This window comes from Pseudoalteromonas xiamenensis (assembly GCF_030994125.1).
In the GTDB taxonomy this organism is placed as follows: Bacteria; Pseudomonadota; Gammaproteobacteria; order Enterobacterales; family Alteromonadaceae; genus Pseudoalteromonas; species Pseudoalteromonas xiamenensis_B.
The window spans coordinates 2,904,713-2,928,873 of sequence record NZ_CP099917.1; the positions used below are offsets into that span (position 1 = coordinate 2,904,713).

Consider the following 24,161-nt stretch of genomic DNA (forward strand, 5'->3'; position numbering starts at 1 on the left):
CTGGTTAGCTTGTCCCTCACTTGCGAGATTAGGCGGGTCTTGTTTGCCCAAAAAAATCGCCCATTTGAAATGATGAGCCCATTTTCATGTTGTTTATAGGTCGAAATGAAGGTAGCTCTAGCACTGCAATGGATGATTCACCTTCACTATTGACCCCAATAGCAAGATGCTTTCCATCAGGTGCAATGCTAGCTTGTCGCAATGTAACGGATTGACTAAGTACGTCTAGAACTTGTTCGTTAGGTGTATCGCTGAATGCACTTTGTGTAAAGCAAAGGGCAGAAAAGAGTATTGAAATCCTAGTTTTCAATGGAGATTCCTTCTTTTTTATTAAGGATATTATTCAGAGTATTTACAATTAACTGAACGACCAAAAAAGGCGTATTGAGTAAATTAACAGGCAGCTTCAGTTGGTACAAACTTTATTGGGGACAAAGCAAATTGAAATGTAAAAAAATGTAGAAAATGCCTAAAGGAAATTAGGCATTTTGAGATGAAAAGGGCAAATAAAGTTATTTGATAGAATCAATCAAATAGCTCAATACAGGGTTTTTCGTCTGAATATCGATAGTCTTTGTTGGTAAATACTTAGGCTTAGAGAAAATACCTTGTTCAACTAAGGTATCGAGCGAGTCGAGTAAACTTTTGCCCGTTTTACCAAGATACAAATTGTCGAGTTTGCGTGTTTTTGAAAGCTTAACAATGTCTCTAAACCCTCTTAGATAGAGGAAGTCTTTTGTAAAGCCACCCCCTCGGAATACTCGAGTGGTTAGTGCAAACGCTTCACTGGTGGAAATAAAGGTAGAGCTATCCAAATACTGGAAGACGTCGTTAAAACGTTCTCCTTTGAGCATTTTGTTCACAGCAATAACGCGCAGCGCCAACACTTTGAGACGGGTTAAGTTCATGTTGCCTGACATCAATTCGCGATAAATTGCCAAGCCTTCTTGGGTGTAGGTGTTACCAGGTAGGCCCAAATGTAACACTTTCAACGCTTGTTGATCGGCATTTAGCGTCGTTACCAAGTGCACCCCAATTTCATGTTCTATCAAGGCTTCAATGTCTAGCGTCGAAAATTGCGCTGAGTTATTGATTAGAAGCAATTTCTTGCCATTGTCGACCATCGCTTTGGAGACTATTTTCGAAGACAAACTCACTTTGCACGGGATCTGCATTTGCTCTATCGCGCGCTGAAAATGGATTAACGCAGCTTTGGCATCAATGTTTTTCTCTGGCTGTGGCTCGGTTTCTAAAGCATGCAAAATAAAGTGTGCATTGGCGATGTCAGTTGTACTCGGCTCACCATAATAGCGAAGCGAATTATATAGAAACTGATCCCGGCCGATTTGTGTAATTAGCTCAATTTTTGTGGCGTAATTGTCGATGACCTTGCGATACAAATCTTTGACAATCGGATCCGTTAAATGACTGACGGGTAGACGATATAAGCGCTCTTTGAACTCATATGGATCTATCTTCAAAGGGCGATATTGAAACTGCGGTTCGTAATCTCGGCGTGAGAAAAAGCGTTTCTTTTCTTGCGCTATATTCGTTGGGTTCACATAATGCAATGTGTCGAGATTACGTGCCAACTTGTATAGCTGACTGTCTAATTGCACGAGTTTAGGGTCAAGACCAGATTGTTGTGCTTTTCGAGGACGCTTAACCTTTTTCGTGCACAGTTGACTGAACAGGCGTGCGGTCTTTGTGATAGAAACATGCATGTTGCGCTGCAGTTTCTCAAACACTAATGGATAAAGCTCATTCGTTTGCTCATCCATGAACACTTTTTTCAGCTCGATAGGGAGCACAAGTGTATTGTCAAAATTACTGAGCACGAACGAAGCTTGGTAGCCGAGTCCCTGAAACACAGTATTTTCTGCACAATCAACATTAATGTTGGCAATCGGCTTCGCTGTAATCGCTTTTTTAAAGCCATCAATAATCGGACGCCAGCGTAACGTATCTACTTGCACGGTTCCAAGGTTTACCACCGGTGCGTAGTGATGGTGTCGGATTTGCCAGTTGTAACTGTGAACATCAAAGAGTAAAGCGGCATCGAAAATTGCTTCAAGTTTGGAAAGTAATTTTCCTAGAACGCGATAATAACAAGCATGCTTTTCGAGCGAGCGTTGTTTCATCTCTTCGGGTAGTGGAGAATGCCAAACCTGTTGTTCCCAAGCGACATCGTAAATCGCATTTTCGGGCGCTCGGTTTAAGTCATATTCATAGCGAGAATCTTTGGCTATAAGCGTAATCGGCAACGATTCAATAAAAGCATCGGTATAGGGATCTTCTTCTTTAAAGCGAGACTCTTCATTAATCGCGTAGTAGGGTGCAAGCTCCTCTCGCACACGATGACCCGCATGAACTGCAGTGGCGACGTAAGGGACGTATTCGCGAATAGATAGGTAGAATCCGCCCTCACTCACAAAGCCTTCAATCGGGCTTTGAGAGGCTAGCGCGTCGTCAATTTGCTGTTCAGTGATGTGCATGGGCATCTTCTATCGTTTGTCTAAATTGGTTTTTGCGGCGTGTAATAACTTCTTTAGCCTGTACAACGCTTTCAATAAAATCAACTACTTGAACTTGAAGTTTCGTTCTGTTTAAACGGTTGATACGAGAAATCCCCCCTGGACTCAGTACATTGACTTCAATCAGTTTGCCACCAATAACGTCGATACCCACGAAGTAAAGTCCATCACGAACTAACTTCGGACCGATGTGTTTACACAGCGCTTTTTCTTGTTCGGTAAGCTTGTGTTTTACCACCTTTCCGCCTGCGTGCACGTTGGCGCGGACTTCGTCTTTGGCTGGAATGCGCTTCATTGCGCCAATCGGTTCACCATTAAGCATCAAAATACGTACATCGCCTTCATCAGCACCTTCTACGTATTCTTGTAAAATGACGTAGTTACTACCTCGTCCATGTTCATCACCGCCAATGTAAAATTCGAGCAACGAGCGGAAACTTTGCTTAGCCCGCTTTTCAACAACGATAACACCTCGGCCGCCAAAGCCATCAAGCGGCTTTAAAATCATTTTGTCGCCAGGTGATTCATCAAAAATACGCTCTAAGTATTCTTTGTTTTTAGATACGTGCGTTGCCGGAATAAATTCTTTCGCCGTGCCTTCAAAAGAGGCGGTATAGATTTTATTGTTGGCAATACGAAGGCCGTCAATATCATTAAGAATAAAGGTATCGGCACGCACTGAATCAAGGAAATTCATCGCCAGTGGGTCAAGAGGTGGGTTTGCGCGCATGAATATTGCGTCGAAACCTGCAAGCGGCAGCTGTACGCGTTTAAATTCCGCTTTGTTGTAAAAGCTGACCATGTTGTCAGGTATTTTAGCCGTATTGACAAACACATCACAAAAACCCATTGCAATACTATCGCGAATGGTCAGGTTATTGATGGTGGTGATAGCTACGGTGTGGCCGCGAGAAACCGATTCATGAATAAGTCGAATCGTACTGTCAGTTTCTGGTTCAACCCTTTCCCAAGGGTACATAATAAAGCAAATTTTCACGTCTAACGCCTTAATCAAGCTGGCAATTATTCGCTGGACTATAGCCTTATTTAAACGAGATTACCCACGCGGATTTTTTATCTTCACGATAAAAAGTTGTAATAAAAAAGCCCCCTAACGGGGCTTCTTTATTATTTCTTAGCTGCTTTTTTGCGGGCTTTTTTCTTCGCTTTAATTTTTGCAGGGTCTTTTTTCTTTTTCGGCAACGTGGCTTCTTTGTGTTTCGCTTCTAAACCCTCAATACTGCGACGTTTGAGTTTTTGGTCTGTATAGCGTTCTACTTTACCAAGCACAGCCATATCATGTGCTTCAACTAATGAAACCGCAGTGCCTTTTTTACCCGCGCGACCGGTACGACCAATTCGGTGAACGTATACGTCTGCTGTGCGCGGCATGTCAAAGTTAATAACATGGCTGATGTCAGCCACGTCGATACCTCGAGCCGCTACATCGGTTGCGACGAGAATTCTGGTGCGGCCACTATGGAATGCTTCCATGGCTTTCATACGTTTGTCTTGCGGCATTTCACCACGAAGCCACGTGACGCGGATTTCGCGAGAAGAAAGTTCACCAACTAGCGTCTCTAAGCGTTCACGTGTTTTCACAAACACAATCGCTTTAGTCACGTCTTCTTGTTTAAGCATGTGTGCCAAGATCGCTAATTTATGCTCGTAATCATCAGCTAAGTGGATCCACTGATGAATTTTCGCTTTTTCTTTACGCGATGGTTCCGCTTCAAGGAGCGCAGGATCATTTAAGATGCGTTCAGCAAATAACTCAACGCTATCTCCTTCAAGTGTTGCAGAGAACAAGAAGCATTGACGACGGTTTTTCGCTTCATCACAAATGCGTAGCATTTCTTTACGAAAGCCCATGTCGAGCATACGGTCAGCTTCATCAAGAACCAGTAATTCAACATTCTCAGCATGGAAGTTTTCTGTTTCTAGGTATTCCATCAAACGACCAGGCGTCGCGATAAGAACATCGTTGTTCTTTTCAAAGATTTCTTTGTGGCTGCCGTAGTTGATACCACCGGTAACAACACCAATTTTTAGGTGTGTATTTGCCGCAAGGAGTTGGCACTGCTCAAAAATTTGATAAGCCAATTCACGTGTTGGTGTCATGATTAGGACACGCGCAAACCCTGGATCTTTACGAGGAAAATCCAGCAAGTATTGAATGGCAGGGATTAAAAAAGCCGCTGTTTTACCAGTACCTGTCGGTGCTGATGCTAAAATATCGCGACCAATCAAGGCTTCAGGGATAGCTAATTGCTGAATGCTGGTGGCATTCTTAAACCCCATTTTATTAATCGCTGCCAGAAGTTTGGCGTCTAAGTCGAAATCACTAAATTGCATATTGCATCAAAAATAAAGGACAATAGGTGTAATTATACGCGGGATACTAGAGGAGTAAAAGGCGTTTAATGTCTACCTTTCAATTCAAACAATTTAGCATACAACAAGCGCATGCTGCGATGAAAGTCTCTACAGATGGGGTTTTACTCGGAGCATGGGTCGATCTTAACAACGTCAAACGAATTTTGGATATCGGCACAGGTACGGGTTTACTGGCGCTGATGTGTAAGCAACGTCAACCCGAGGCCATTATTAATGCGGTGGAAATTGATGAAAATGCGTTAATCGATGCCGAGGCGAATTTTAAACGTTGTCCGTGGAGTGACCTCCATTTAATTCCTGGTGCGGTGCAAAATGTGATGGTTGCCGAGCCGTTTGACTTAGTGATAAGTAATCCTCCTTATTTTAATGATTCTCTCAAAAGTCCAACACTATCGCGTAATACGGCGCGTCATACTGATACTCTGAGTTTTTCAGAATTAGTGGAAGCGTTTGTTGCACACAGCCATAGTTTATCGCGATTCGCGGTCGTGTTGCCTTGCAATGAAGCGCAGATTTTTATCAGTGTCGCTGCTGAGGCTGGTTTATCACTTCGTCGCCATTGCCTAGTTAAAACAACACCAACCAAAATGCCGTCAAGAAGTTTGCTCGAGTTTGCTTGGATTTCTGGAGTGATGATGCAAGAGGAATTAGAAATAAAACAAGAGGGAGGCACTTACAGCGCCGACTTTGAAGCTTTATGTAAACCATTCTATTTAAAAATGCCCGACTAAACAGGGCTACGCCATCGTAATTTTCGTTACGATGGCATCCGACTATTTGTCCATCCGCGTCGCTAAGTATTTATCGTAATCGGGTAGATGACGGTCAATTTCACATTGCATTAAATCACTGGATAACAGCATGTCCGCAGTTGCTTCATTACAGGCGACGGGAATGTTCCAAACTGCAGCCAAGCGTAATAGCGCTTTAACGTCAGGGTCGTGGGGCTGAGAGGCGAGAGGGTCCCAAAAGAAGATCAGCATATGAATATCATGTTCCGCGATTTTTGCGCCGAGTTGCTGATCGCCCCCCATAGGACCACTTAACAATTTGGTGATTGGCAGAGCGGTATCCCGTTCAATGATATGGCCTGTGGTGCCTGTCGCGTATAATACATGTTGGCTTAACACCGCACGATGCTGGTTACACCATGCGCGAAGTGCTGCTTTTTTGCCATCATGAGCAACCAATGCAATGTGTTTTGTCGCCGGAAGAGGCTGAATTTTTGTATCCATGTCCATCACCACAATAAGTTAATTGCCAAAGCTATAAAAATGATCCCCGAAATACGGTCTATCCATCTTGGTGCGGCTGGATGAGTGCGAAAATAGTTCGCAATTTTATCGCCTCCATATACGTACATACAGTCGATAGGAAAGGCGAAGATCGGGTACATCAAACCAAACAGTGCTAATTGCATTGTTGTCGAGGTTTCAAGTGAAGTATCAACAAACTGCGGTATAAACGCAATAAAGAACAAAGCAACTTTTGGGTTAAGGACTTCCGTCATCATGGCTTGAAACGTGACATTTTTCGCCGGTTTGGTTGAGACATGAGGTTTGTTCTCACTTTCAATTTGTGGCTTAAAGGTGTCCCATAGCGTCGTCACACCCAAGTAGCACAAGTACGCGGCACCTAAATATTGCACTGTAGCGTAAGCCGTCGGGGACGCTTTCAAAATTGCTGAAAGTCCCACTACAGCAAAAATAGTGTGTACAACTCCGCCTAACGCGAATCCAAGCGCACTTTGCATTCCGGCACGTCGTCCATGCGTAAACGTTTGTGCCATTAAAAATGCATTAGAAGGGCCTGGCGCGACTGCAATGACGAAGCTTGCCAACAAAAAAGACAGAACGAATTCAGGATTTAAGATCATGACAGGGTATTTTTTATTATTTTGGAAGGCTCTAGTCTAACGAGATAGATATAAATTTGAAATGCAATACGAGTGTAAAAAATAAAAAGCGGACCACTTAGGTCCGCAATATAACTGGTTGGGAGTTAGAACACCACAGTTTGAGTAGTTGAACACGCTGTGGTTGAGCCTTGTTCACAAACTTGGTAAGCGAAGCTACCGCTGCCTTTACCGCTGATGGTATCTGTGTAGCTATTATCGTTGGCTGTTGTGACAATTTTGTTACCGTCACGATAAATATCTACACTTGATGTGCCCGCATTTTGCCAGTTCAAATCGACATATTTGTTTCCGCGACTCTTATAACCGCTTACGGATAGTGTGATTGACGAATCACCGCCACCGTTGTCACCGCCATTGTCGCCGCCAGCACAACCGTTTGCCGTTAAATAAGTTACTGCATCGGCTGCTTGCACAATACCGTAACCGAAATGAACGTCTTTACCAGCCGCACCTGAATCACGCGCAGTTGCCTTAAGTGCATTACGAATTTCAGTTCCTGTACACTCTGGGAAGTTAGACCAAACAAGTGCAGCCATACCAGATACCGCTGGTGTCGCCATAGAGGTACCGCTCATGAAGCCATAGTCTGCAGTACCGATATTAATTGTTGCACTTGATGCCGACATAAGAGCCGTTCTATCTTCAAACGCAGCGCCAACTGCCGGGATTGTCGTTGTATTCGTGTCGCCAAGCGTACCGTAAAGCATGCCCGCTTCATTATTAACGATAATTGCGCCAATGCCGCCAGACGCTTCACAGTTTGCTACTTTGTCGTGGAATGAAATAGTGCCTCGGTCAATCAAACACACTTTGCCATTCGCCGCATTGTCCGTCGCTTCCGCTGTTCCCATAAAGTATAGAGAACCAGATGCATTACCCGCATTTTCCATTGATGAAGAAGCAAATGCCGCACCATCAACCGTCATACTTGCGGTTGTAGCCATGCCTGCAGGATACGTTGACAAAGTATCTACACCGCCCGCTGTTACTTCAACACAGATAGTTTCATCTTCTTTTGCTTGCTTACCACGGCCAGACAAACAGCTAGGGTATTGAGAAAAATCTGCAATTTGGTCGTTATTATCGTTTGCACCGATCATCATTACTGATGGGTAGCCTGCAGGGTATGAGCGTACGTCATTTCCATCGTTACCTGCCGCTGCAACAACAAGGCCACCCGCTGCGGTAAAGCTTGCAAAGGCGTTTGACTCAGTTGTATTTGAACCACCGCCACCTAGGCTCATGCTAATGATGTTTGCACCCGCTGCAGAACATAGATTTGCTGCATGTGCCAAGTCTGATGAATAGCCCCAACCTTCCGCGTTGAACACTTTGATAATGTGCATATTCACACCTGGTGCCATACCAATCACACCAATGTTATTGTCCGCTGCACCAATTGTACCTGCTACGTGTGTACCGTGTGGGCCGCCGTTTTCATTCCAGTTGCCTGTGCCTGAATCATTGTCACCTGTAATGTTGCCCCAGATGAAATCAGGGTTAGAAGCATCAAGCCCAGAATCAATGATACACACCTTCATGCCTGCATTAGGATTGAAAGTTACTTGGTTCGCTTGTGATTGATATACTGCGTATGGTGTGATCTGTTTGGTCATTGGATCGCCAAGATCGTCGTTATAAAGACCCATAGCAGTACGTTTGTAGTCTACTTCAATTGCTTTAACATGAGGGTTGTTCATTAGACCTTTAACGTGGTCTAAATCTTTACCAGAAAAGGTCGCTGCAAAGAAACCGTCACCATCGACGTGTAACTCTGCACCCGCTTGCTTAGCAAGCGCTTTAATGATGCCTTTGGAATTGTTATCTACTTGAATAATGTAACGATCGTTGTCTGCCATTGTCTGACCTGCAAAACAAACGCCCGCAAGAAGTAATGCTGATGTGTATTTGTTCAATTTCATTCTTATTATCTCTTAACAACCTGTTGCGTGATGTTGGTTATGTGTAAATAACCAGTTAACGCTGGTTAAGATGGACGAATTTTGAAACATTGTAAATAGATTTTGTTGAAAAAATCGGTATGTTTGAGAGCGATTTATTCTATAGGTATAAAGATTTTATATTACTGGAAGTCTATACGTTTTGCTGTATTTTATTGGGGTACGGCAATGGTATTGAGATTTTTTTGCATAACTGAACCTTATTCAGGTTCAATTATGCAAGAGGTCGGATTTGTTTAGATTGGGTGGTACTGTTGTCTTTTTCGGGATAGTAAGGCGAGGCAAAATGGTAATAAGGCTAGTAGATGAAGTGCAATTCGCTCAGGGGCAGCCAAACCTAGCGGTTGACTTAAAAATGCCAAAAACCCAGCGCCACTCATTTGCATGACACCAATTAACGCAGAAGCAGTACCGGCCTGTTTAGCAAAGGGTGACAGGGCGTTGCCGGCAGCGGCCCCGAGACTTAATGAAAAACCAACAGATGCAACGAAGATAGGGAGCATAATTGCTATTGGGGATGCAATGTCCTTTGCGAGTAAAAGACCTACAGCCGAAATCACAAACAGCGTAAGACCGGTGATGAGGGCATGACGACTGTGGTTTTTTATCCACTTTGGCGCGATGAAACTTGCCACAATGCTGATGACAGCATTTACCGTAAACCAGAATGTAAACTCATTCATGTCTTTACCGAGATGTATCATAATCCAGCCGGGTACAGTGGTGACAAAAACCAAAATGCCTGACATACCAATCATTGTAATCGCTGCATTAAACATGAACTGTTTGTGGCGTACAAAAGGCATAAAACGACGAAAATCTAAAATATGGCCTTCATAAACAGTATCGCTTGGCTTAGTTTCTCTGAAGAGAATACTGACAAGAATTAAACCTAATGCGGCAAACAAAGACAAAAATAAAAAGTTGGCTCGCCATCCAAATTGCTGAGTAAGATAAGCACCAAAAATAGGTGCAAGCGCAGGAATAAAGCACACAATGCCATTCAAATAGGTGATGATTGCACCACTTTTTTTCCCGTCAAAGCTATCTCGGACAATCGAAAAACACGCGACGAACGTTGCACATGCACCAAAGCCTTGGATTACTCGTGCAGCCATCATGATTGGCCAATCATTTGCGTAGGTCGCTAGCAACCCACCCAGGCCATAAAGCATAATACCTATAAGCGCAACTGGTTTACGACCTAGTCTATCGGCCAAGGGACCTGCAATAAGTTGACCTAGTCCGACACTTAACATGAAAATGGAGACGGTTTGTTGGATCTTGGCTTCACTCACCGCTAAGTCATCCGACATAGCGACAAACGCAGGCAAATATAAGTCTATTGCCAACGGGCAAAAAATAACGAGAAAAATCAGAATTAGCCAAATGTGAAAAGTGGGACGGGTGATAGTTGTCATAAGCACTCCAAATTAGAGTGGCTATTCTAGCTTTTTGAACGCAAATGAACAGGACTTAAGTACCATATGGTCATTGTTCATTCGTATTCATAGAGGTTTACTTGAACTGGTCAGATGTGTATGCTGTTTGAGCAAATTTTTGGAGAAGTAGCATGAGCTCAGCACTATTAAAAACGTACAAAAGAATGATGATGTTGCCCTTTGGTAACTGGCTTTTCTCGAAAGCGGTGTGCGTTAAAGCCCCTTATTTCTCCACCATTAAACCGTATATCAAAGAGTTAAAGCCAGGTTCGTGTAAAGCGATTATGCCAAAACGTCGTGCGGTGCTAAATCACATCGGGACGGTCCACGCCATTGCACAATGTAATCTCGCTGAACTGTGTGCGGGTGTGATGGTGGATGCGACGATACCAAATAAAACCCACCGCTGGATCCCAAGAGGGATGAATGTGCAATACCTACAAAAAGCAACGAGTGATCTCAGCGCCATCGCTGAAATTCACGTTCCAGCAGTGTGGCAAGACAAGCAAGACTTAATTGTTCCAGTTGAAATCTTTGACGATGGTGGCAATTTAGTTTTTCATGCCGATGTAACAATCTACATTACAGCAAAAAAAGCGCATTAAGCGCTTTTTTCATGTCAACTTGTTACTACGTTGCCCTTGCATTAGATGTTAGAGGATTATTGTTGAGCATCGACACTCTTTTGCGAAGGAACCGCGATAGAAGTAACACTGGCAGCTTGATGTTTATGGGTAAGGTTGCCTTCTACAATCGCACCGGCTTCCATACTCAGCGTATCATGAATGACATCACCGTTGACATTGGCGGTCTTTTCGATTGTTACTTTTTCCGCGTTGATGGTCCCCTCGACAGAACCTTGCACGATAACGCTTTGGGCGTGAACATTGCCTTTAACACGTCCGGACTCTCCAACAACAAGATGGGTAACGTGTATTTGTCCTATTACCGAGCCATCCAGCTGAAGTTCGCCGTCACATTGAACTTCGCCTTTTAATTCGAACCCTTGGGCTAGATAGGAAAACGTATTGGACTCTTTCTTTTTATTGAACACTGCTTAACGCCTTCGTCAGTTTAATGGGATTAATATGTTTATCATTATGCAATACTTCATAATGTAAATGCGTACTAGTGCTACGTCCAGTACTTCCCATCAAAGCGATAACATCTTGCTTTGTGACTTGTTGACCTTTTTCCACTTTAATCGTGTGTAAGTGACCAAAACGAGTCTTTACACCGTTCGCATGTTGCAGCTCGATAAAGTTACCGTAACCACCATTGCGTCCAGCCCGAACTACTGTGCCATCAGCTGGTGCGAAAATCCGAGTTTTGTGCCAACCAGCTAAGTCTACGCCTTTGTGAAAAGCACGTTGTCCGGTCATTGGATCTTTTCTAAGGCCGTAATTGCTCGAAATATAGTAATTCTCAGCGGGGAGGGAACTTGGGAGCTGTGCAACGACTTGTTCCAGTTCATTCAATTTAACTAATTCGTCTGCCAGTTGGAGGTAATCGACGGGCAGTGTATCGTCTTCAACTTGATGAAGCGGACCACCTTGTGCTTCAGTGCTTTGCGTAGCACTCAACACGCCTGCTTCAGATAAGCTCGTTTTAATGTTTTCTTGTCTCGATTCGATTTGCATTGCGAGTCTGTCGCGGAATTGTTGCAGTTGTTCATCGAGTGCATCAACTTGCATCGCAAAGGGTGGAAGGCTAAGCGACTCATCGCGTTGTTTTTCTTCTTGAGGTGCATCCGGAACAGACAATTGAATCGGATCTTGTACCTCTGTAGGATGCACATCGGGCAAATTAAGTAATTCTTCTTGTGTCAAAGCCGCTTCTTCCGCTGCATGCTCTGTTGTTAACTCGGGACTCGTGTCTAGCGCTGCGATTGACTCAGTAGGAGTCTGAGTAAGACTACTTGGCAGAGAATCGACGACTTCTTGTAATAATGTTTGTTTTTGCTGCAAGTTAGTTAGCTGAGCTTGTTGTTCAGCGATGGTAGCCTCGAGTTTTTGTTTCTCTTCAAGCCATTTAGACGAATTTGAGTGACCTTCAGCGGTAATTGATTCGATTACTGCGGTTTTATCAAAAAAACCTCGAGTTGATACGGTAGTCCAAGCGGTTGTAGCCAAGAATAGAAACAGCATAAACCACTGCATAGCGCGGCTTACGTGCCAAGTTGAAACGTGGCCCGAACGACGTATGAGTATTTGTTTTGGTTGGAATATACGCGAAAAAATGTGCGTGATACGTGCTGTCATCTAGTCAATATTAGTTCAAAGATCGGCATAATTTATCAAGTTTTGCCCAAAACGCCAGCAAAAAAACAAAAAACGGGGTGTTTTTAGAACACCCCGTTGTTTTACTTGAATAAAAAATCAATGTTATTTAGCAGGTAAAACTGTCGATTCAACGCTTCCGAAACCGATGCGTGCGAAACCGGCTTTTTCACACCAACCACGCATAATCACTTTATCGCCATCTTCTAAGAATGTGCGAGATTCGCCGTTGTTTAGCGTGATTGACTCTTTACCACCGCGAGTAAGTTCTAGTAGCGAACCTGCTTCTTCGTGTAAAGGACCCGATTGTGTTCCCGAACCAATCATGTCTCCAGCTTGGAAGTTACAGCCGTTTACTGTGTGATGCGCAACCATTTGCGCCACAGTCCAGTATGAGTGTTTAAAGCTTGATTGTGAAACCACGCTTGGAGCTGCGCTTTCTGCTCGCATTTTAGCCGTTTCAATCGCCACATCCATCATGATGTCGTAAGAGCCAACTTCGCGATTTTTCTCTGATTCAAGATATGGCATAGGCTGCGGATCGTTTTCATCGCGTAACCAAGTCGTACGGTAAGGCGCTAAAGCTTCGTTCGTAACAACCCAAGGAGAAACTGTTGAAGCAAAGTTTTTCGCAAGGAATGGACCAAGTGGTTGGTATTCCCAAGCTTGTAAATCACGAGCAGACCAGTCATTGAACAAACAGAAACCGAATACGTGGCTATCTGTATCGTCAAGAGCAATGCTGTCACCTAATGCATTACCTTTCCCAAGGTAAATACCTACTTCTAGTTCGTAATCTAAACGTTTACACGGACCAAAACTCGGCGCCTCAGCATCAGGTGCTTTAGTTTGTCCTTTAGGACGAGGGAACGTTTGGCCAGAAACCCCGATCGATGATGAACGACCATGATAGCCAATCGGTACCCATTTGTAGTTTGGTAGTAATGGATTATCAGGACGGAACAATTTACCTACAGCGGTGGCGTGATAGATAGAAGTATAAAAATCGGTGTAATCGCCAATGTGACAGGGCAAATCATATTCAACGTCTTCCTGAGCGATAAGAGTTGCTTCAATAGCGGCCTTTTCGCTCGCGCCTTCACGCAGTGCCTTAGAGAGCGCTAAACGTAATGCTGACCAGAATGATTGGCCCAGGCTCATAAAGTGGTTTAGCGTGGGTTCGCTTGCCGCTTTCGCGGCCGTTGCCGCTTCACCGCTGAATAATGTCGCGACTGCAGCAAGATCGACAACTTGATCACCAATCGCAACACCACCACGGAATGCTTCAGCACTGCCTTTGCGGCGGAAGATAGCGAACGGCAGATTTTGGATAGGGAAATCACTTTTGCCAGTATTTGCCGACTCGACCCAACTTTTCAGGGCAACGTCATGTGTTTCGTTGATAAAAGACATTGTCATTCCTAGAGTTACAACCTTAAACCGGAGGAGAAACCTCTCATTTTTTAAGGTTTTGAATTATATAAACACGAAAAGCAGCTAATACTTTAGCTGCTTTTGTTTGCACTTTCGAGCTTAGATCACGCCGCGACGTTCTTGGTCACGTTCGATTGATTCGAATAGCGCTTGGAAGTTACCTTCACCGAATCCGCCATCATCAACACGTTGGATCATTTCAATAAAGATTGGACCAAACAGGTTTTTAGTGAAGATTTGCAGTAAATAACAGTTTTCACTTTGGCTATCTACCAAGATTTGATGTTGTCTGATTTTCTCACGATCTTCTTTAACCCACGGTACACGGTCGAAAATTGTGTCATAGTAGTGGTCAACGATATCGAGAGTTTGGATACAAGATTTATCCAGTTTATCCAATGAACCCACTAAGTCGTTTGTTAAAAATGCAAGATGCTGAACACCTGGGCCATTGTATTCATTCAAGTATTCATCAATTTGGTTATTGTTATTATCTTTACCTTCATTGATAGGAATGCTGAATGTGCCACACGGCGACTTCAATGCGTAAGAAAGCAGAGCTGTTTTTTGACCTTTAATGTCAAAATAACGAACTTCAGTAAAGCCGAACACTTCTTTGTAGAAGTTTGCCCATGTTTCCATAGTGCCTTTGTAAACGTTGTTCGTTAGGTGGTCTACACGAAGGAAACCTTTATCTTCAACAATTGTTGGCTCTTCCAAATCAACAAAGTCTTGCTCGTAAATAGAACCTTTGTCGCCAAAAACATCAATGAAATAAATTAGGCTATCACCAATACCATAGATTGCAGGGTAAGGGAGATCTTTGTTTGCTGATTCTGTTGCTGGCTTAGCTCCACGCTCTACCGCAAGATCAAACGCTTTTTGAGCATCAACAACACGCCAGCCCATAGAACAAATTGCAGGGCCGTGGCTTTTTGCAAACTCAGCAGAAAAACCAGCACGTTCGTTATTTAGAAGAAAATGAATATCGTGTTGATTGTAGTAGCTGATGTCTTTGTCTTTAAACTTCTTTAGTTTTGAGAAACCAAAGTCACTGAACACTTGGTGCATGTAATCTGCATCAGGAGTCGCGTATTCTGTAAATTCGATGCCTACAAGGCCTAATGGATTGTTTACTTCACTCATTGTCTTTCTCCCGCAATTAACGGCTGCGATACGTTTTATATTGTGGACTGATCATCTTGCAAATCGTTTCAAAGAGGAAGATCTCGGCCCTAAATGGGATTGTTGGAAATGTAAATTTAGTTGCACAAGAAACCATTTATTTCCGCTGAAATGCGCCAATTTTAATTTTGACTAATTTTGGGGGGATATTGACGCTAATTGCACGTCGAACAGGTCGAGTGAATTGAATTTTTTGCTGTTAAGTTGTTGATTTAAATTGTTTAATTTGTTTTTTTGTAAAAAAGGAATGATTTTTAAGACGGGGTGTTAGCACACAGTAAAAAGAAAGAAACGCAATAAACTGTAAATATTTATATACAAAAGGGCGCTAATTGCGCCCTCTGTCTCTGAAGTGATGGATTACTGCTTTGCTGCAGAGATTTCCAATTCTTCAGTTAACACGTGTTCTTGTGTTGCTGGTTCATGTGTGCCTTCTGCACCGTGCATCCAAGAAACGAGCTTGTCGCTTAGGAAGTACATGATTGCAGCAGACAGCAATGCTGTCGCACCTAAGCCAATGAAGATACCCATCGCATTTTCTACAGCGGCTTCACCTTCACCGATAAATGAACCTACAACACCGGCAATTTTGTTTGCAACGGCAGTACATAGGAACCAAATACCCATCAACATTGAAGCAAGGCGCAGTGGAGCCAACTTACTTACCATTGATAAGCCGATTGGCGATAAGCAAAGCTCACCCAGCGTATGGAATAGGTAGAATAATACAAGCCACATCATGCTAATTTGCATTGAATCGCCGCTGCCACCTTCAGTGATAAGCGCCATCATCATCGTTAAGAAACCAAGTGCCAAGAAGATAAGGGCGATAGCGAATTTTACTGGTGAATTAGGTTCACGTTTATCTAGCTTCAACCAAATCATGGCGACGATTGGCGCGAACACGATAATGAAAATAGAGTTAAGTGATTGGAACCACGACGCTGGTACTTCAAAGCCCATTAGCATACGGTTGGTGTAATCATTGGCGAAAATATTCATCAAGCCGCCAGCTTGCTCAAAACCCATCCAGAAAATGATACTGAATACGCTCATAGTAAAGATTACTTTGATGCGGTCTTTTTCTTCTTTACTGAGTGGCTCTTTAGTGTTGCTTGAAGACATCGCTTGTGAAAGCTTAGCTGCTGGCACGCGACCAATGTCACCTAAGTATTTTTGACTTAGCGTCATTTGCAGAATAACAGAGATGATCATACCAACACCCGCGGTAATGAAACCAGCCTGCCAGCCCGCAACCGAAGCAATATAACCAGCAACAAGTGGACCTAATGCACCACCTAAGTTGATACCCATATAGAATATAGTAAACGCACCGTCACGACGCTTGTCGCCATCTGCATACAAATCACCAACCATTGTCGAAATGTTTGGCTTGAATAAACCGTTACCACAGCAAAGAAGTGCAAGGCCTAAATAGAAGACGTTTTCTTCGTGGCCTGCAACCATACTATGAGGAATACCCATAATAAAGTGGCCTGCAGCCATTAAAAAACCACCGATGATGATTGCTTTGCGTTGACCCAGTACGTTATCAGCCAACCAACCACCGAGTAGAGGCGTTACGTAAACGGCCATAGTGAACGTACCATAAAGGCTTAATGCGTCTGCATTTGTCCAACCAAAACCACCATCTTGTGTTAAAGCAACAAGATATAATACTAAAATGGCACGCATGCCATAATAACCGAAGCGTTCCCACATCTCTGTGCCGAACAGCAGGAACAATCCTTTAGGGTGTCCTAAAAAATCACCTGTCTTAGGTACTGAACTCATAAACTCTTCCTAACTAATTTTGTCATCAGGCCATTGTTATATTTGTCGTCGTGAACGGGTGGCCAGTTGAATTGGGTCTCTAAGCGGACCTTCAATTATCTTAAAAGCACATCAGTATACCCAGTAGCGTGGCTCTGTGGAAGCCTTTAGGACAGCACTTCCATTGAAAAGCCCGTTGTTCAACTGGCTTTTTTGTTAAATCATCGCACTTGGATATTTGACGGATTGTTCCGATGAATTTGCCAAATCATTGAAATGTTGAAGACCTTCTCGCAATCACTCGTTATTTACTGAGAATGAACAAGTATGTCTGTTTTTGCGTTTAATAAAGTAACTCTGACATGAAAATGACCACGCAGATGGGTTGAATAAGCCAACAAATCGATTTGATTCAATACACTAGTACAAATTTTTTGTTTGAATCTTGCTCCTGCTGAACGTTTAAATACCATACGTCTTTTTAGGTATTTTGTTTTAAAATACCCATAGAACCAGAAAAATATGTGGGTTTTCTTTATTTAAGTTTATGAATTTTATAGGTTATATCCTTACTCATTCATACACTTTGAATAGAGTGAAAAAGTACGATTTAAACGTCGGAGGTGTTCAAAAATGTTTACAATCCTCTAGGCGACCGACTATTCTTAGAGTATGATCCAATCAATTGACCTAACCCTGTTTGAGGAACAAATGCGTCTCGAGATCCACTGCGCGGATCGTATTGGTATTGCCCAAGAGATCTTGAATATACTGGTTAAATATCGTGTTGACTTGAAAGGTATTGAAGTTGACTCGGTGAACTGTCGAATGTACGTCAGTTTCCCTCCTATTGAGTTCGAACAGTTTAAAAAAATCATGCCAGAGATTCGCTTAATCGATGGTGTTGAAGATGTTCGCACTACTGCCTATTTGCCTTCTGAGCGAGAGCATAACGAACTAAATACATTATTAAGTGCGCTACCAGATGGCATTATATCCATCGATTCGAAAGGCAATGTAAGGCATTGTAATGATGCTGCGGCCAAAGACTTGAATATGCGGGAGTCGGAGATTTTAGGTGCTTCGATAAACACGTTGCTTAAAGGCTTTAATTTTGCCCGTTGGTTAGAAGGGAAAGAGGTGTTAGGCCAAACCACACGTGTCGAAGTCGCGGGTGAAGACTATATCGCAGATATTTTGCCTATCTCAGTGCCTCAAGGCGCCGAGGGGGACGTGCTCGCTGGCGCTGTTATCAATATCAAATCGCAGAGCCGTTTAGGTCAACAGGTAAGCGCATTTCGCCGATATGGTCAGGAAAGTTTTGCGACAATTCACAGTAATAGCACGGCGATGCGAAAAGTAGTTCGTGAAGCTCGAAAGATGGCCCAACTAGAGGCGCCTATTTTGATAACGGGCGAAACGGGGACAGGTAAAGAACTGCTTGCCCGAGCGTGTCACTTTGCGTCGAACCGCTCAATCAAACCGTTCATCGCGTTATCCTGTGCCTCGTTACCTGATGAAGCGGCAGAGTCGGAGTTATTTGGATACGCTGGAAAAGACGAGCATTCACCGTCTAAGCGCGGTGTACTTGAGCAAGCCGATGGCGGCACGGTCTTTTTAGATGAAGTGGGTGAAATGTCAGCACAGCTGCAAACTAAGCTTCTGCGTTTCTTACAAGACGGTACGTTCAGAAAAGTGGGTGGTGAGAGCGAAGTTAAGGTAAATGTGCGTATCATTGCGACAACGCAAAAAGATTTGCCTGCAATGGTGCAAGAGGGGACATTCCGTGAGGATTTGTACTATCGTATCAATGTGTTAACGCTTGACATTGCTCCACTTAGAGAGCGTAAAGCGGATGTTGGGCCATTAGCTGAACACTTTATTCAGAAGTATGCACATCAAACGGGGCAAGAAGCACCTAGATTAGCAGATAGCTGTTTGGAATTTTTAGAGCAGTATCCGTGGCCTGGCAATGTTCGTCAGTTAGAAAATGCAGTTTATAGAGCTGTTTCATTACTTGATGGAAAAGAACTTCGTATAGACCACATGCAGTTGCCAACATTTACCGGTGATTTGGGTTACCTTGATACCGATTTTGAAGGTAGCTTGGAAGATGTCGTGAAGCGGTTTGAAGCGACGCTTTTAAGAAAGTTATACCCTGCTTATCCGAGCTCTCGACAGCTTGCGAAACGCTTGGGGTTGAGCCACACTGCGGTGGCTAATAAGTTACGCGAATACGGAATTAATCGTAAATCGGTAAAAGTATAGTAAGTTAAATCTTTAGGGCATCACACTAATGTTTGGTGCCCATGTCTTTTGTTACACCCTCTAGACGCACGCTGGTTAATCCGCGATGTTCAAAGTTGAACGTAATGCTAACGTTGTTTTTCATTAAAAAGTAATCTACCCCGTCAAGAGAGAGTACATAATTACCTTTAACTGGTTGAGCAAATGTTGCCTTACGGAGAATGATTTTGTGGTCACCAATTTCCCATTCAAACCCTTCAATAAAGCTTTGCGCAAATTCTTGTACCCAGACCTGTGAATCATCCTTACTTAACGTGACTGCTACGGAGTAGCTCTCGGGTAGATCCATGTTGTATGCTTTGTTACCAATCGTAAATTTGTCTTCCACTGGAGACCATGCAAAACCAAAGTTAAATGGCTTTTCAACGCCCGTAGAGTAACGAATAACACCTTTACCAGGTAGTTCAAATTCAGCAAACGAGGGGAGGCTGATAAAAAAAGGAACGCCCCAAGAAAAAATTTCTTCATAGATAATATTCTTATAGTTACAACTATTTATCAGGTTAGTGTAGTCCTATGCTTTTAGCAACCTTCAGTCTGTAATTAGGGACAACGTTGTCATCGTTTCCAAAGCGAAAACTGAATAGTGACAACAGACAGCTCACTTTGTTCATTTTTCAGTATTAATAATTCTATTCGCATCTATCTGTTCTAAAAATGATTGTGATAGACTGAATTTTTTGCACACTGGTTAGACCATTAGTTATGAATTTATATTTCCGACTCATTCTTTTACTTTGGCGAATTAAACAAAATCGCCAGTACGACACGTTGCTCACACCGATTGATATAGAATTTCGCGCGTTGCCAAGTGATTGCGACATCAATATGCACCTGACGAATTCTCGTTATTTGGCGTTTATGGATTTGGCTCGTATGTGGTTAACTGAGCGTGTAGGTTTATTCGGTGCGATTTATCAGAAGCGCTGGTTTCCTATCGTCAATGCGACTGCTATCACCTACATTCGAGATATCAAACCACTGCAAAAATTTACGGTAACTACACGTCTGGTCGGTTGGGACCACAAGTATTTTTATATTGAACAAAAATTTCACTCTCATCGAGGATTACATGCCATCGCTTATATTCGAGGTGTGTTTAGACGTAAACAAGGCGTCGTGCCAGTTGAAGAAATGCTGGATGTGGCAGGGTTTGATGGAGTAGCGCCAATATTGCCAAAAGAAGTGATGCATTGGAAAGCGATGTTGGAAGAGAAAAAATCGTCAAATCAATAACGAGCTTATCTGCTTGCCCTTTACTCAATCTGAAAGGATAAAGGCCACAAACGTGGCCTTGGGATTGAGAAAGTCAATATCATGAAATGATAGTGTTTGGGCTGATTCCAGCCCGAATTCTTAGAAGTTGTACTTCACACCAAACATTGCAACGATTGGGTCAAGCTCAACATCTGAAGTAAGAGCTTTAGCGCCGTTTGCGTATACTGTAGCGTCTGTATTGATGTCCATTTTAGACACCATGGCATGTAGACCCCATGTTTCGTTTAGCTTGTAGTTGAAACCGACTTGAAGTGCTAAACCAAATGACGAATCTAAATCAAGTTTTACGTCATTTGTACCTAGAGTTGCTTTCAGCGCTGCACTTGGTTGTTCATCAAAGAAAACCGTGTAATTCAAACCAAGACCGACGAATGGACGGAACGCTGAATCTTTCGTAAAGAAGTGGTATTGTGCCAAAAGTGTTGGTGGCAGATGTTTAACGTCTGCAATTTCTGCACCTTTCAAACCGCCTTCACCGTTTACTGTGTGAGAAAATGGTGTTGCTGCAACTAGTTCAAACACGATGTTGTCTGTGTACGCATAGTCGAATGTAATACCTAGCTGTGTGTTGCTGTCAGCGCTCAAACCCAACGCATTGTTTTGGTCGATTGGCGACGAAGAGTTAGTTGGATTAACGTTGATTGCACCTACGTTCACGCTTAAATTTGCGTTTGCAAAAGGAGCTGCTACCAAAAGTGAAGTAAGTAGTGCTGCGCTAAGTTGTTTTTTCATTTTCATCTCCTGGGCCTTTTAAGGCGAATCTCTTTGTTGGGCTTATTATTACTCTCTCCATTTTTGAAAAAACTGTTCTAGATCAAGATTTTTAAAAGGTAGTTTCAGATCTTTCTGAAAGTTTGATTTAGATTAACTTTTTGCACTTATTTGCGTCTCGGTGACATCTCTTTGCCATGAAATTGCCATGTATTGATCATAATAGGTTGCTTAAATGAACGTGGAAATTGAACTTTGGCTACGGAATCATGGCACTTCAAACTCACGTTTTAAACCAACCGTCTTATGCTTTAAGCGCGCTAAAAACATTGATCCAAGCTCCTTCTATTACACCTAACGACGCAGGGCTATTAGACTGGCTTTCTTCTGAATTGGGATTGATGGGTTTTGAGATAATTCGCTTGCCATTAAATGGTGTTGATAACCTCATCGCTGTTCGACATTTTTTGCCAGGTCCCGTGTTTGCTTTTGCCGGTCACGTTGATGTTGTACCTGCAGCAGGGAGTGCTTGGAAAGCAGCGCCATTTTCAGCTGACATAATTGAAGGTGCGGTGTATGGACGTGGTGCGTGTGACATGAAAGGTGGCATTGCAGCCATGCTCTCTGCATGCCAAAAGTTGGTTAATTTGCATGATCTTAGTCCGCTTCGAGGTTCTTTCTATTGGCTTATTACGTCGGATGAAGAAGGTGAAGCAGAGTTTGGCTCCAAATATTTAGCGCAATATCTTGCGGAAAATAATATTACACTGGATGCGTGTCTAGTGGGGGAGCCGACAAGTGAGCTACGTGTAGGCGATGCGATTAAAAATGGTCGTCGTGGAGCGATATCCGCGCGGATTCAAGTTAGAGGAAAAGCGGGACACGTTGCTTATCCACAAAATACAATTAATGCTGCGCACTTAGCTGGTCAAATTGTTAATGCCTTATCGTCGCTCACTTGGGAAAACGATCAACCAGGATCGGCAACAACATTGCAGGTAACGGGGATTAATATTCCAAACGTCGTCGATAATCTTGTGCCAGCCAAATGTGAGATAACCTTCAATATTCGTTATAGTCATGGTTATAACAGTGATGAAGTAATTGAATGCATAGAGCGTTGTTTATCAGCTTGGTCACACACGTTTGAGTTGGCTTGGGAAAGGCCTTGTGAATCTTATTATACAGGTGAACAAGGTGCAGGCTGCTTTTTAGGTCTTATAGAACATGCCATTTTTAAGTGTACAGGTCAGTACCCGCAATTAAGCACCGCTGGTGGGACTTCCGACGGTCGATTCTTTTCTAATGCACATACCCAAGTCATTGAAGTGGGTGTACGCAATCATACGATACACCAGGTAAATGAACATTTACCACTGACTGATCTCGATACAATAGAGTTAATCTATTGCGAAATCTTACAAGATTATTTTAGCTGACCTAAATTTGTCTTTGGCTTTCGTGGAGCGATATTTCACCTGTTTTCACTTCGTCTGATGGAGTTACCAAATCAGCTTCGCATGTGATAGCTTGGGAGGTAAATAACGACAAGAACGGGATAATTATGAAATGGACAATAACAAGTTTGGCTTTATTGGTTGCAAGCCAAACTTCAGCGGCTACTTTATCAGCACAACTAGACAAACAACTACCAAGTCTCGAGCAACTCTATCTCCATTTACATCAAAACCCTGAACTTTCGTATCATGAAGAGCAATCAGCTAAACGTCTTGCTGAAGAGTTTAAAGCGCTTGGTATGAAGGTGACCGAAGGTGTTGGTGGTCATGGTGTTGTTGCGCTGTTTCAAAATGGTGAAGGCCCAACGGTAATGATCCGGGCAGATACCGATGGGCTGCCTATTACTGAAGAAACAGGAAAGGCGTACGCATCAAAAGTGACGACACTCAATGCTAGCAATCAAACGGTTGGTGTAATGCACGGTTGTGGACACGATATACATATGACCAGCTTAGTGGGCACAGCAAAACAGTTAATGAATAATAAGTCGCGTTGGAAGGGGACTCTTATGTTGGTCGCGCAACCAGCAGAAGAAGTCGGCGGTGGTGCAAAGGCAATGTTAAAAGAGGGACTTTTCAGCAAATACGCCAAGCCAGATTACGTTTTAGGTTTGCACGTTAGCGCCAATTTACCTGCAGGTAAAGTCGCGGTTGCCCCAGGTTACGCTTTAGCAAATGTCGACTCCGTCGATATAACGGTTAAAGGTAAGGGCGGGCATGGCGCTTATCCTCATACGACAATCGATCCTGTCGTAATTGCCTCTCGCTTAGTGCTCGCATTACAAACGATCACCAGTCGCGAAATCTCACCATTGAAGCCTTCAGTTATTACTGTCGGGTCCATTCACGGTGGTTCAAAGCATAACGTTATTTCGGATGAAGTGACGTTACAATTAACACTACGTTCCTACGATCCTGAAGTTAGAGACCAACAAGTTGCTACAATAAAGCGGATGGCGAATGGTATTGCTTTAAGTGCTGGTTTACCTGATGAGCTGATGCCGAGTGTCTATGTACACGAAGAAGAGCGAATTCCATCAACGTACAACGAACCTGAACTAGCAGTTAAAGTGAAAGCAAGTATTGAAACGGCAATAGGTCAAAGTAATGTTGAAAAGGCTGAACCTGTTATGGCAGGAGAAGATTTTGGATTGTACGGGCGTACTGATGAGCAAGTGCCAATAACCATCTTCTGGCTGGGTGCTGTCGAGCCAACGTTCTATGCACAAAGTGTCGCCGCAGGGAAAACATTACCGTCATTACATTCAAGCAAATTTGCCCCTGATTACCCATTGACGATTAAAACGGGTGTAACTGCGATGACGCAAAGTGCTTTGGATCTATTTAATAAGCCGTAACGTTCAATACAAACAGACGCGTTTAGGCAAGCGCTATCACACCTTAATCGTGATGGAAAAACAAAAA

Annotated in this window: 21 protein-coding genes; 6 read left to right on the forward strand and 15 right to left on the reverse strand. The window is 43.2% G+C overall.

From position 1 onward, the window contains the following. Positions 1-28 precede the first annotated feature (28 nt). The 4 genes from NI389_RS13465 to srmB form a co-directional block, all read right to left on the reverse strand. Complete coding sequence (locus NI389_RS13465) at positions 29-310, reverse strand: hypothetical protein (protein WP_308360379.1); 282 nt, start codon at positions 308-310, stop codon at positions 29-31. A 202-nt stretch (positions 311-512) separates the two neighbouring features. Beyond that, the gene (locus NI389_RS13470; protein ID WP_308360380.1) at positions 513-2,495 is read right to left on the reverse strand and encodes a flavohemoglobin expression-modulating QEGLA motif protein; all 1,983 of its coding nucleotides are present in this window, start codon (positions 2,493-2,495) and stop codon (positions 513-515) included. Further along, positions 2,482-3,531 carry a glutathione synthase gene (gene gshB / locus NI389_RS13475; RefSeq protein ID WP_208842490.1) on the reverse strand — a complete coding sequence of 350 codons (1,050 nt, stop codon included), beginning with the start codon at positions 3,529-3,531 and terminating at the stop codon, positions 2,482-2,484. The genes NI389_RS13470 and gshB overlap by 14 nt, the downstream gene beginning before the upstream one ends. 131 nt (positions 3,532-3,662) lie before the next feature. Next, entirely contained in the window at positions 3,663-4,889 is a 1,227-nt protein-coding gene (gene srmB / locus NI389_RS13480; RefSeq protein WP_308360381.1) for an ATP-dependent RNA helicase SrmB, read from the reverse strand. Between the two features lie 68 nt (positions 4,890-4,957). Between srmB and NI389_RS13485 the strand changes: the two genes are divergently transcribed. After that, positions 4,958-5,662: a tRNA1(Val) (adenine(37)-N6)-methyltransferase gene (locus tag NI389_RS13485; RefSeq protein WP_308360382.1), complete on the forward strand. Its 705-nt coding sequence runs from the start codon at positions 4,958-4,960 to the stop codon at positions 5,660-5,662. A 42-nt stretch (positions 5,663-5,704) separates the two neighbouring features. On the opposite strand, the gene NI389_RS13490 is transcribed toward NI389_RS13485, so the two are convergent. The 4 genes from NI389_RS13490 to NI389_RS13505 all read right to left on the reverse strand — a co-directional run bounded on the left by NI389_RS13490 (position 5,705) and on the right by NI389_RS13505 (position 10,231). Further along, on the reverse strand, positions 5,705-6,166 hold the full coding sequence (locus tag NI389_RS13490; RefSeq protein WP_308360383.1) for a methylglyoxal synthase: 462 nt from the start codon (positions 6,164-6,166) through the stop codon (positions 5,705-5,707). A 5-nt stretch (positions 6,167-6,171) separates the two neighbouring features. Further along, on the reverse strand, positions 6,172-6,804 hold the full coding sequence (locus NI389_RS13495) for a LysE family translocator (RefSeq protein ID WP_308362560.1): 633 nt from the start codon (positions 6,802-6,804) through the stop codon (positions 6,172-6,174). Positions 6,805-6,932: 128 nt separating this feature from the next. Next, entirely contained in the window at positions 6,933-8,771 is a 1,839-nt protein-coding gene (locus tag NI389_RS13500) for a S8 family serine peptidase (protein WP_308360384.1), read from the reverse strand. 275 nt (positions 8,772-9,046) lie between these two features. Beyond that, on the reverse strand, positions 9,047-10,231 hold the full coding sequence (locus NI389_RS13505; protein WP_308360385.1) for a multidrug effflux MFS transporter: 1,185 nt from the start codon (positions 10,229-10,231) through the stop codon (positions 9,047-9,049). Between the two features lie 152 nt (positions 10,232-10,383). Here NI389_RS13505 and NI389_RS13510 point away from each other — a divergent pair, with 152 nt between their 5' ends. After that, complete coding sequence (locus NI389_RS13510) at positions 10,384-10,857, forward strand: hotdog fold domain-containing protein (protein WP_308360386.1); 474 nt, start codon at positions 10,384-10,386, stop codon at positions 10,855-10,857. 56 nt (positions 10,858-10,913) lie between these two features. On the opposite strand, the gene NI389_RS13515 is transcribed toward NI389_RS13510, so the two are convergent. From NI389_RS13515 to NI389_RS13535, 5 genes are all read right to left on the reverse strand, one after another. Further along, on the reverse strand, positions 10,914-11,306 hold the full coding sequence (locus tag NI389_RS13515) for a bactofilin family protein (protein WP_308360387.1): 393 nt from the start codon (positions 11,304-11,306) through the stop codon (positions 10,914-10,916). Further along, a complete protein-coding gene (locus NI389_RS13520) occupies positions 11,296-12,513 on the reverse strand; it encodes a M23 family metallopeptidase (protein ID WP_308360388.1) in 1,218 nt (405 codons plus the stop codon). The genes NI389_RS13515 and NI389_RS13520 overlap by 11 nt, the downstream gene beginning before the upstream one ends. Before the next feature lie 123 nt (positions 12,514-12,636). Next, complete coding sequence (gene fahA, locus NI389_RS13525; protein ID WP_308360389.1) at positions 12,637-13,944, reverse strand: fumarylacetoacetase; 1,308 nt, start codon at positions 13,942-13,944, stop codon at positions 12,637-12,639. Between the two features lie 120 nt (positions 13,945-14,064). Beyond that, a complete protein-coding gene (gene hppD, locus NI389_RS13530) occupies positions 14,065-15,111 on the reverse strand; it encodes a 4-hydroxyphenylpyruvate dioxygenase (protein WP_308360390.1) in 1,047 nt (348 codons plus the stop codon). 399 nt (positions 15,112-15,510) lie between these two features. Further along, positions 15,511-16,944, reverse strand: a complete 1,434-nt coding sequence (locus NI389_RS13535; protein WP_308360391.1) for a peptide MFS transporter — start codon at positions 16,942-16,944, stop codon at positions 15,511-15,513. A gap of 690 nt (positions 16,945-17,634) precedes the next feature. Here NI389_RS13535 and tyrR point away from each other — a divergent pair. Then, positions 17,635-19,191 carry a transcriptional regulator TyrR gene (gene tyrR, locus NI389_RS13540; protein WP_308360392.1) on the forward strand — a complete coding sequence of 519 codons (1,557 nt, stop codon included), beginning with the start codon at positions 17,635-17,637 and terminating at the stop codon, positions 19,189-19,191. A 25-nt stretch (positions 19,192-19,216) separates the two neighbouring features. On the opposite strand, the gene NI389_RS13545 is transcribed toward tyrR, so the two are convergent. Then, positions 19,217-19,558 (reverse strand): hypothetical protein, encoded by a 342-nt coding sequence (locus tag NI389_RS13545; RefSeq protein ID WP_308360393.1) that lies wholly within the window; start codon positions 19,556-19,558, stop codon positions 19,217-19,219. Positions 19,559-19,935: 377 nt separating this feature from the next. Between NI389_RS13545 and NI389_RS13550 the strand changes: the two genes are divergently transcribed. Beyond that, entirely contained in the window at positions 19,936-20,466 is a 531-nt protein-coding gene (locus NI389_RS13550) for a thioesterase family protein (protein WP_308360394.1), read from the forward strand. A gap of 120 nt (positions 20,467-20,586) precedes the next feature. On the opposite strand, the gene NI389_RS13555 is transcribed toward NI389_RS13550, so the two are convergent. Beyond that, on the reverse strand, positions 20,587-21,240 hold the full coding sequence (locus NI389_RS13555; protein WP_208842513.1) for an OmpW/AlkL family protein: 654 nt from the start codon (positions 21,238-21,240) through the stop codon (positions 20,587-20,589). A gap of 248 nt (positions 21,241-21,488) precedes the next feature. Between NI389_RS13555 and dapE the strand changes: the two genes are divergently transcribed. Together dapE and NI389_RS13565 are read left to right on the forward strand one after the other, a co-directional pair. After that, entirely contained in the window at positions 21,489-22,658 is a 1,170-nt protein-coding gene (gene dapE / locus NI389_RS13560; RefSeq protein ID WP_308360395.1) for a succinyl-diaminopimelate desuccinylase, read from the forward strand. A gap of 125 nt (positions 22,659-22,783) precedes the next feature. Further along, positions 22,784-24,094 (forward strand): M20 metallopeptidase family protein, encoded by a 1,311-nt coding sequence (locus NI389_RS13565; RefSeq protein WP_308360396.1) that lies wholly within the window; start codon positions 22,784-22,786, stop codon positions 24,092-24,094. Positions 24,095-24,161: the final 67 nt, after the last annotated feature.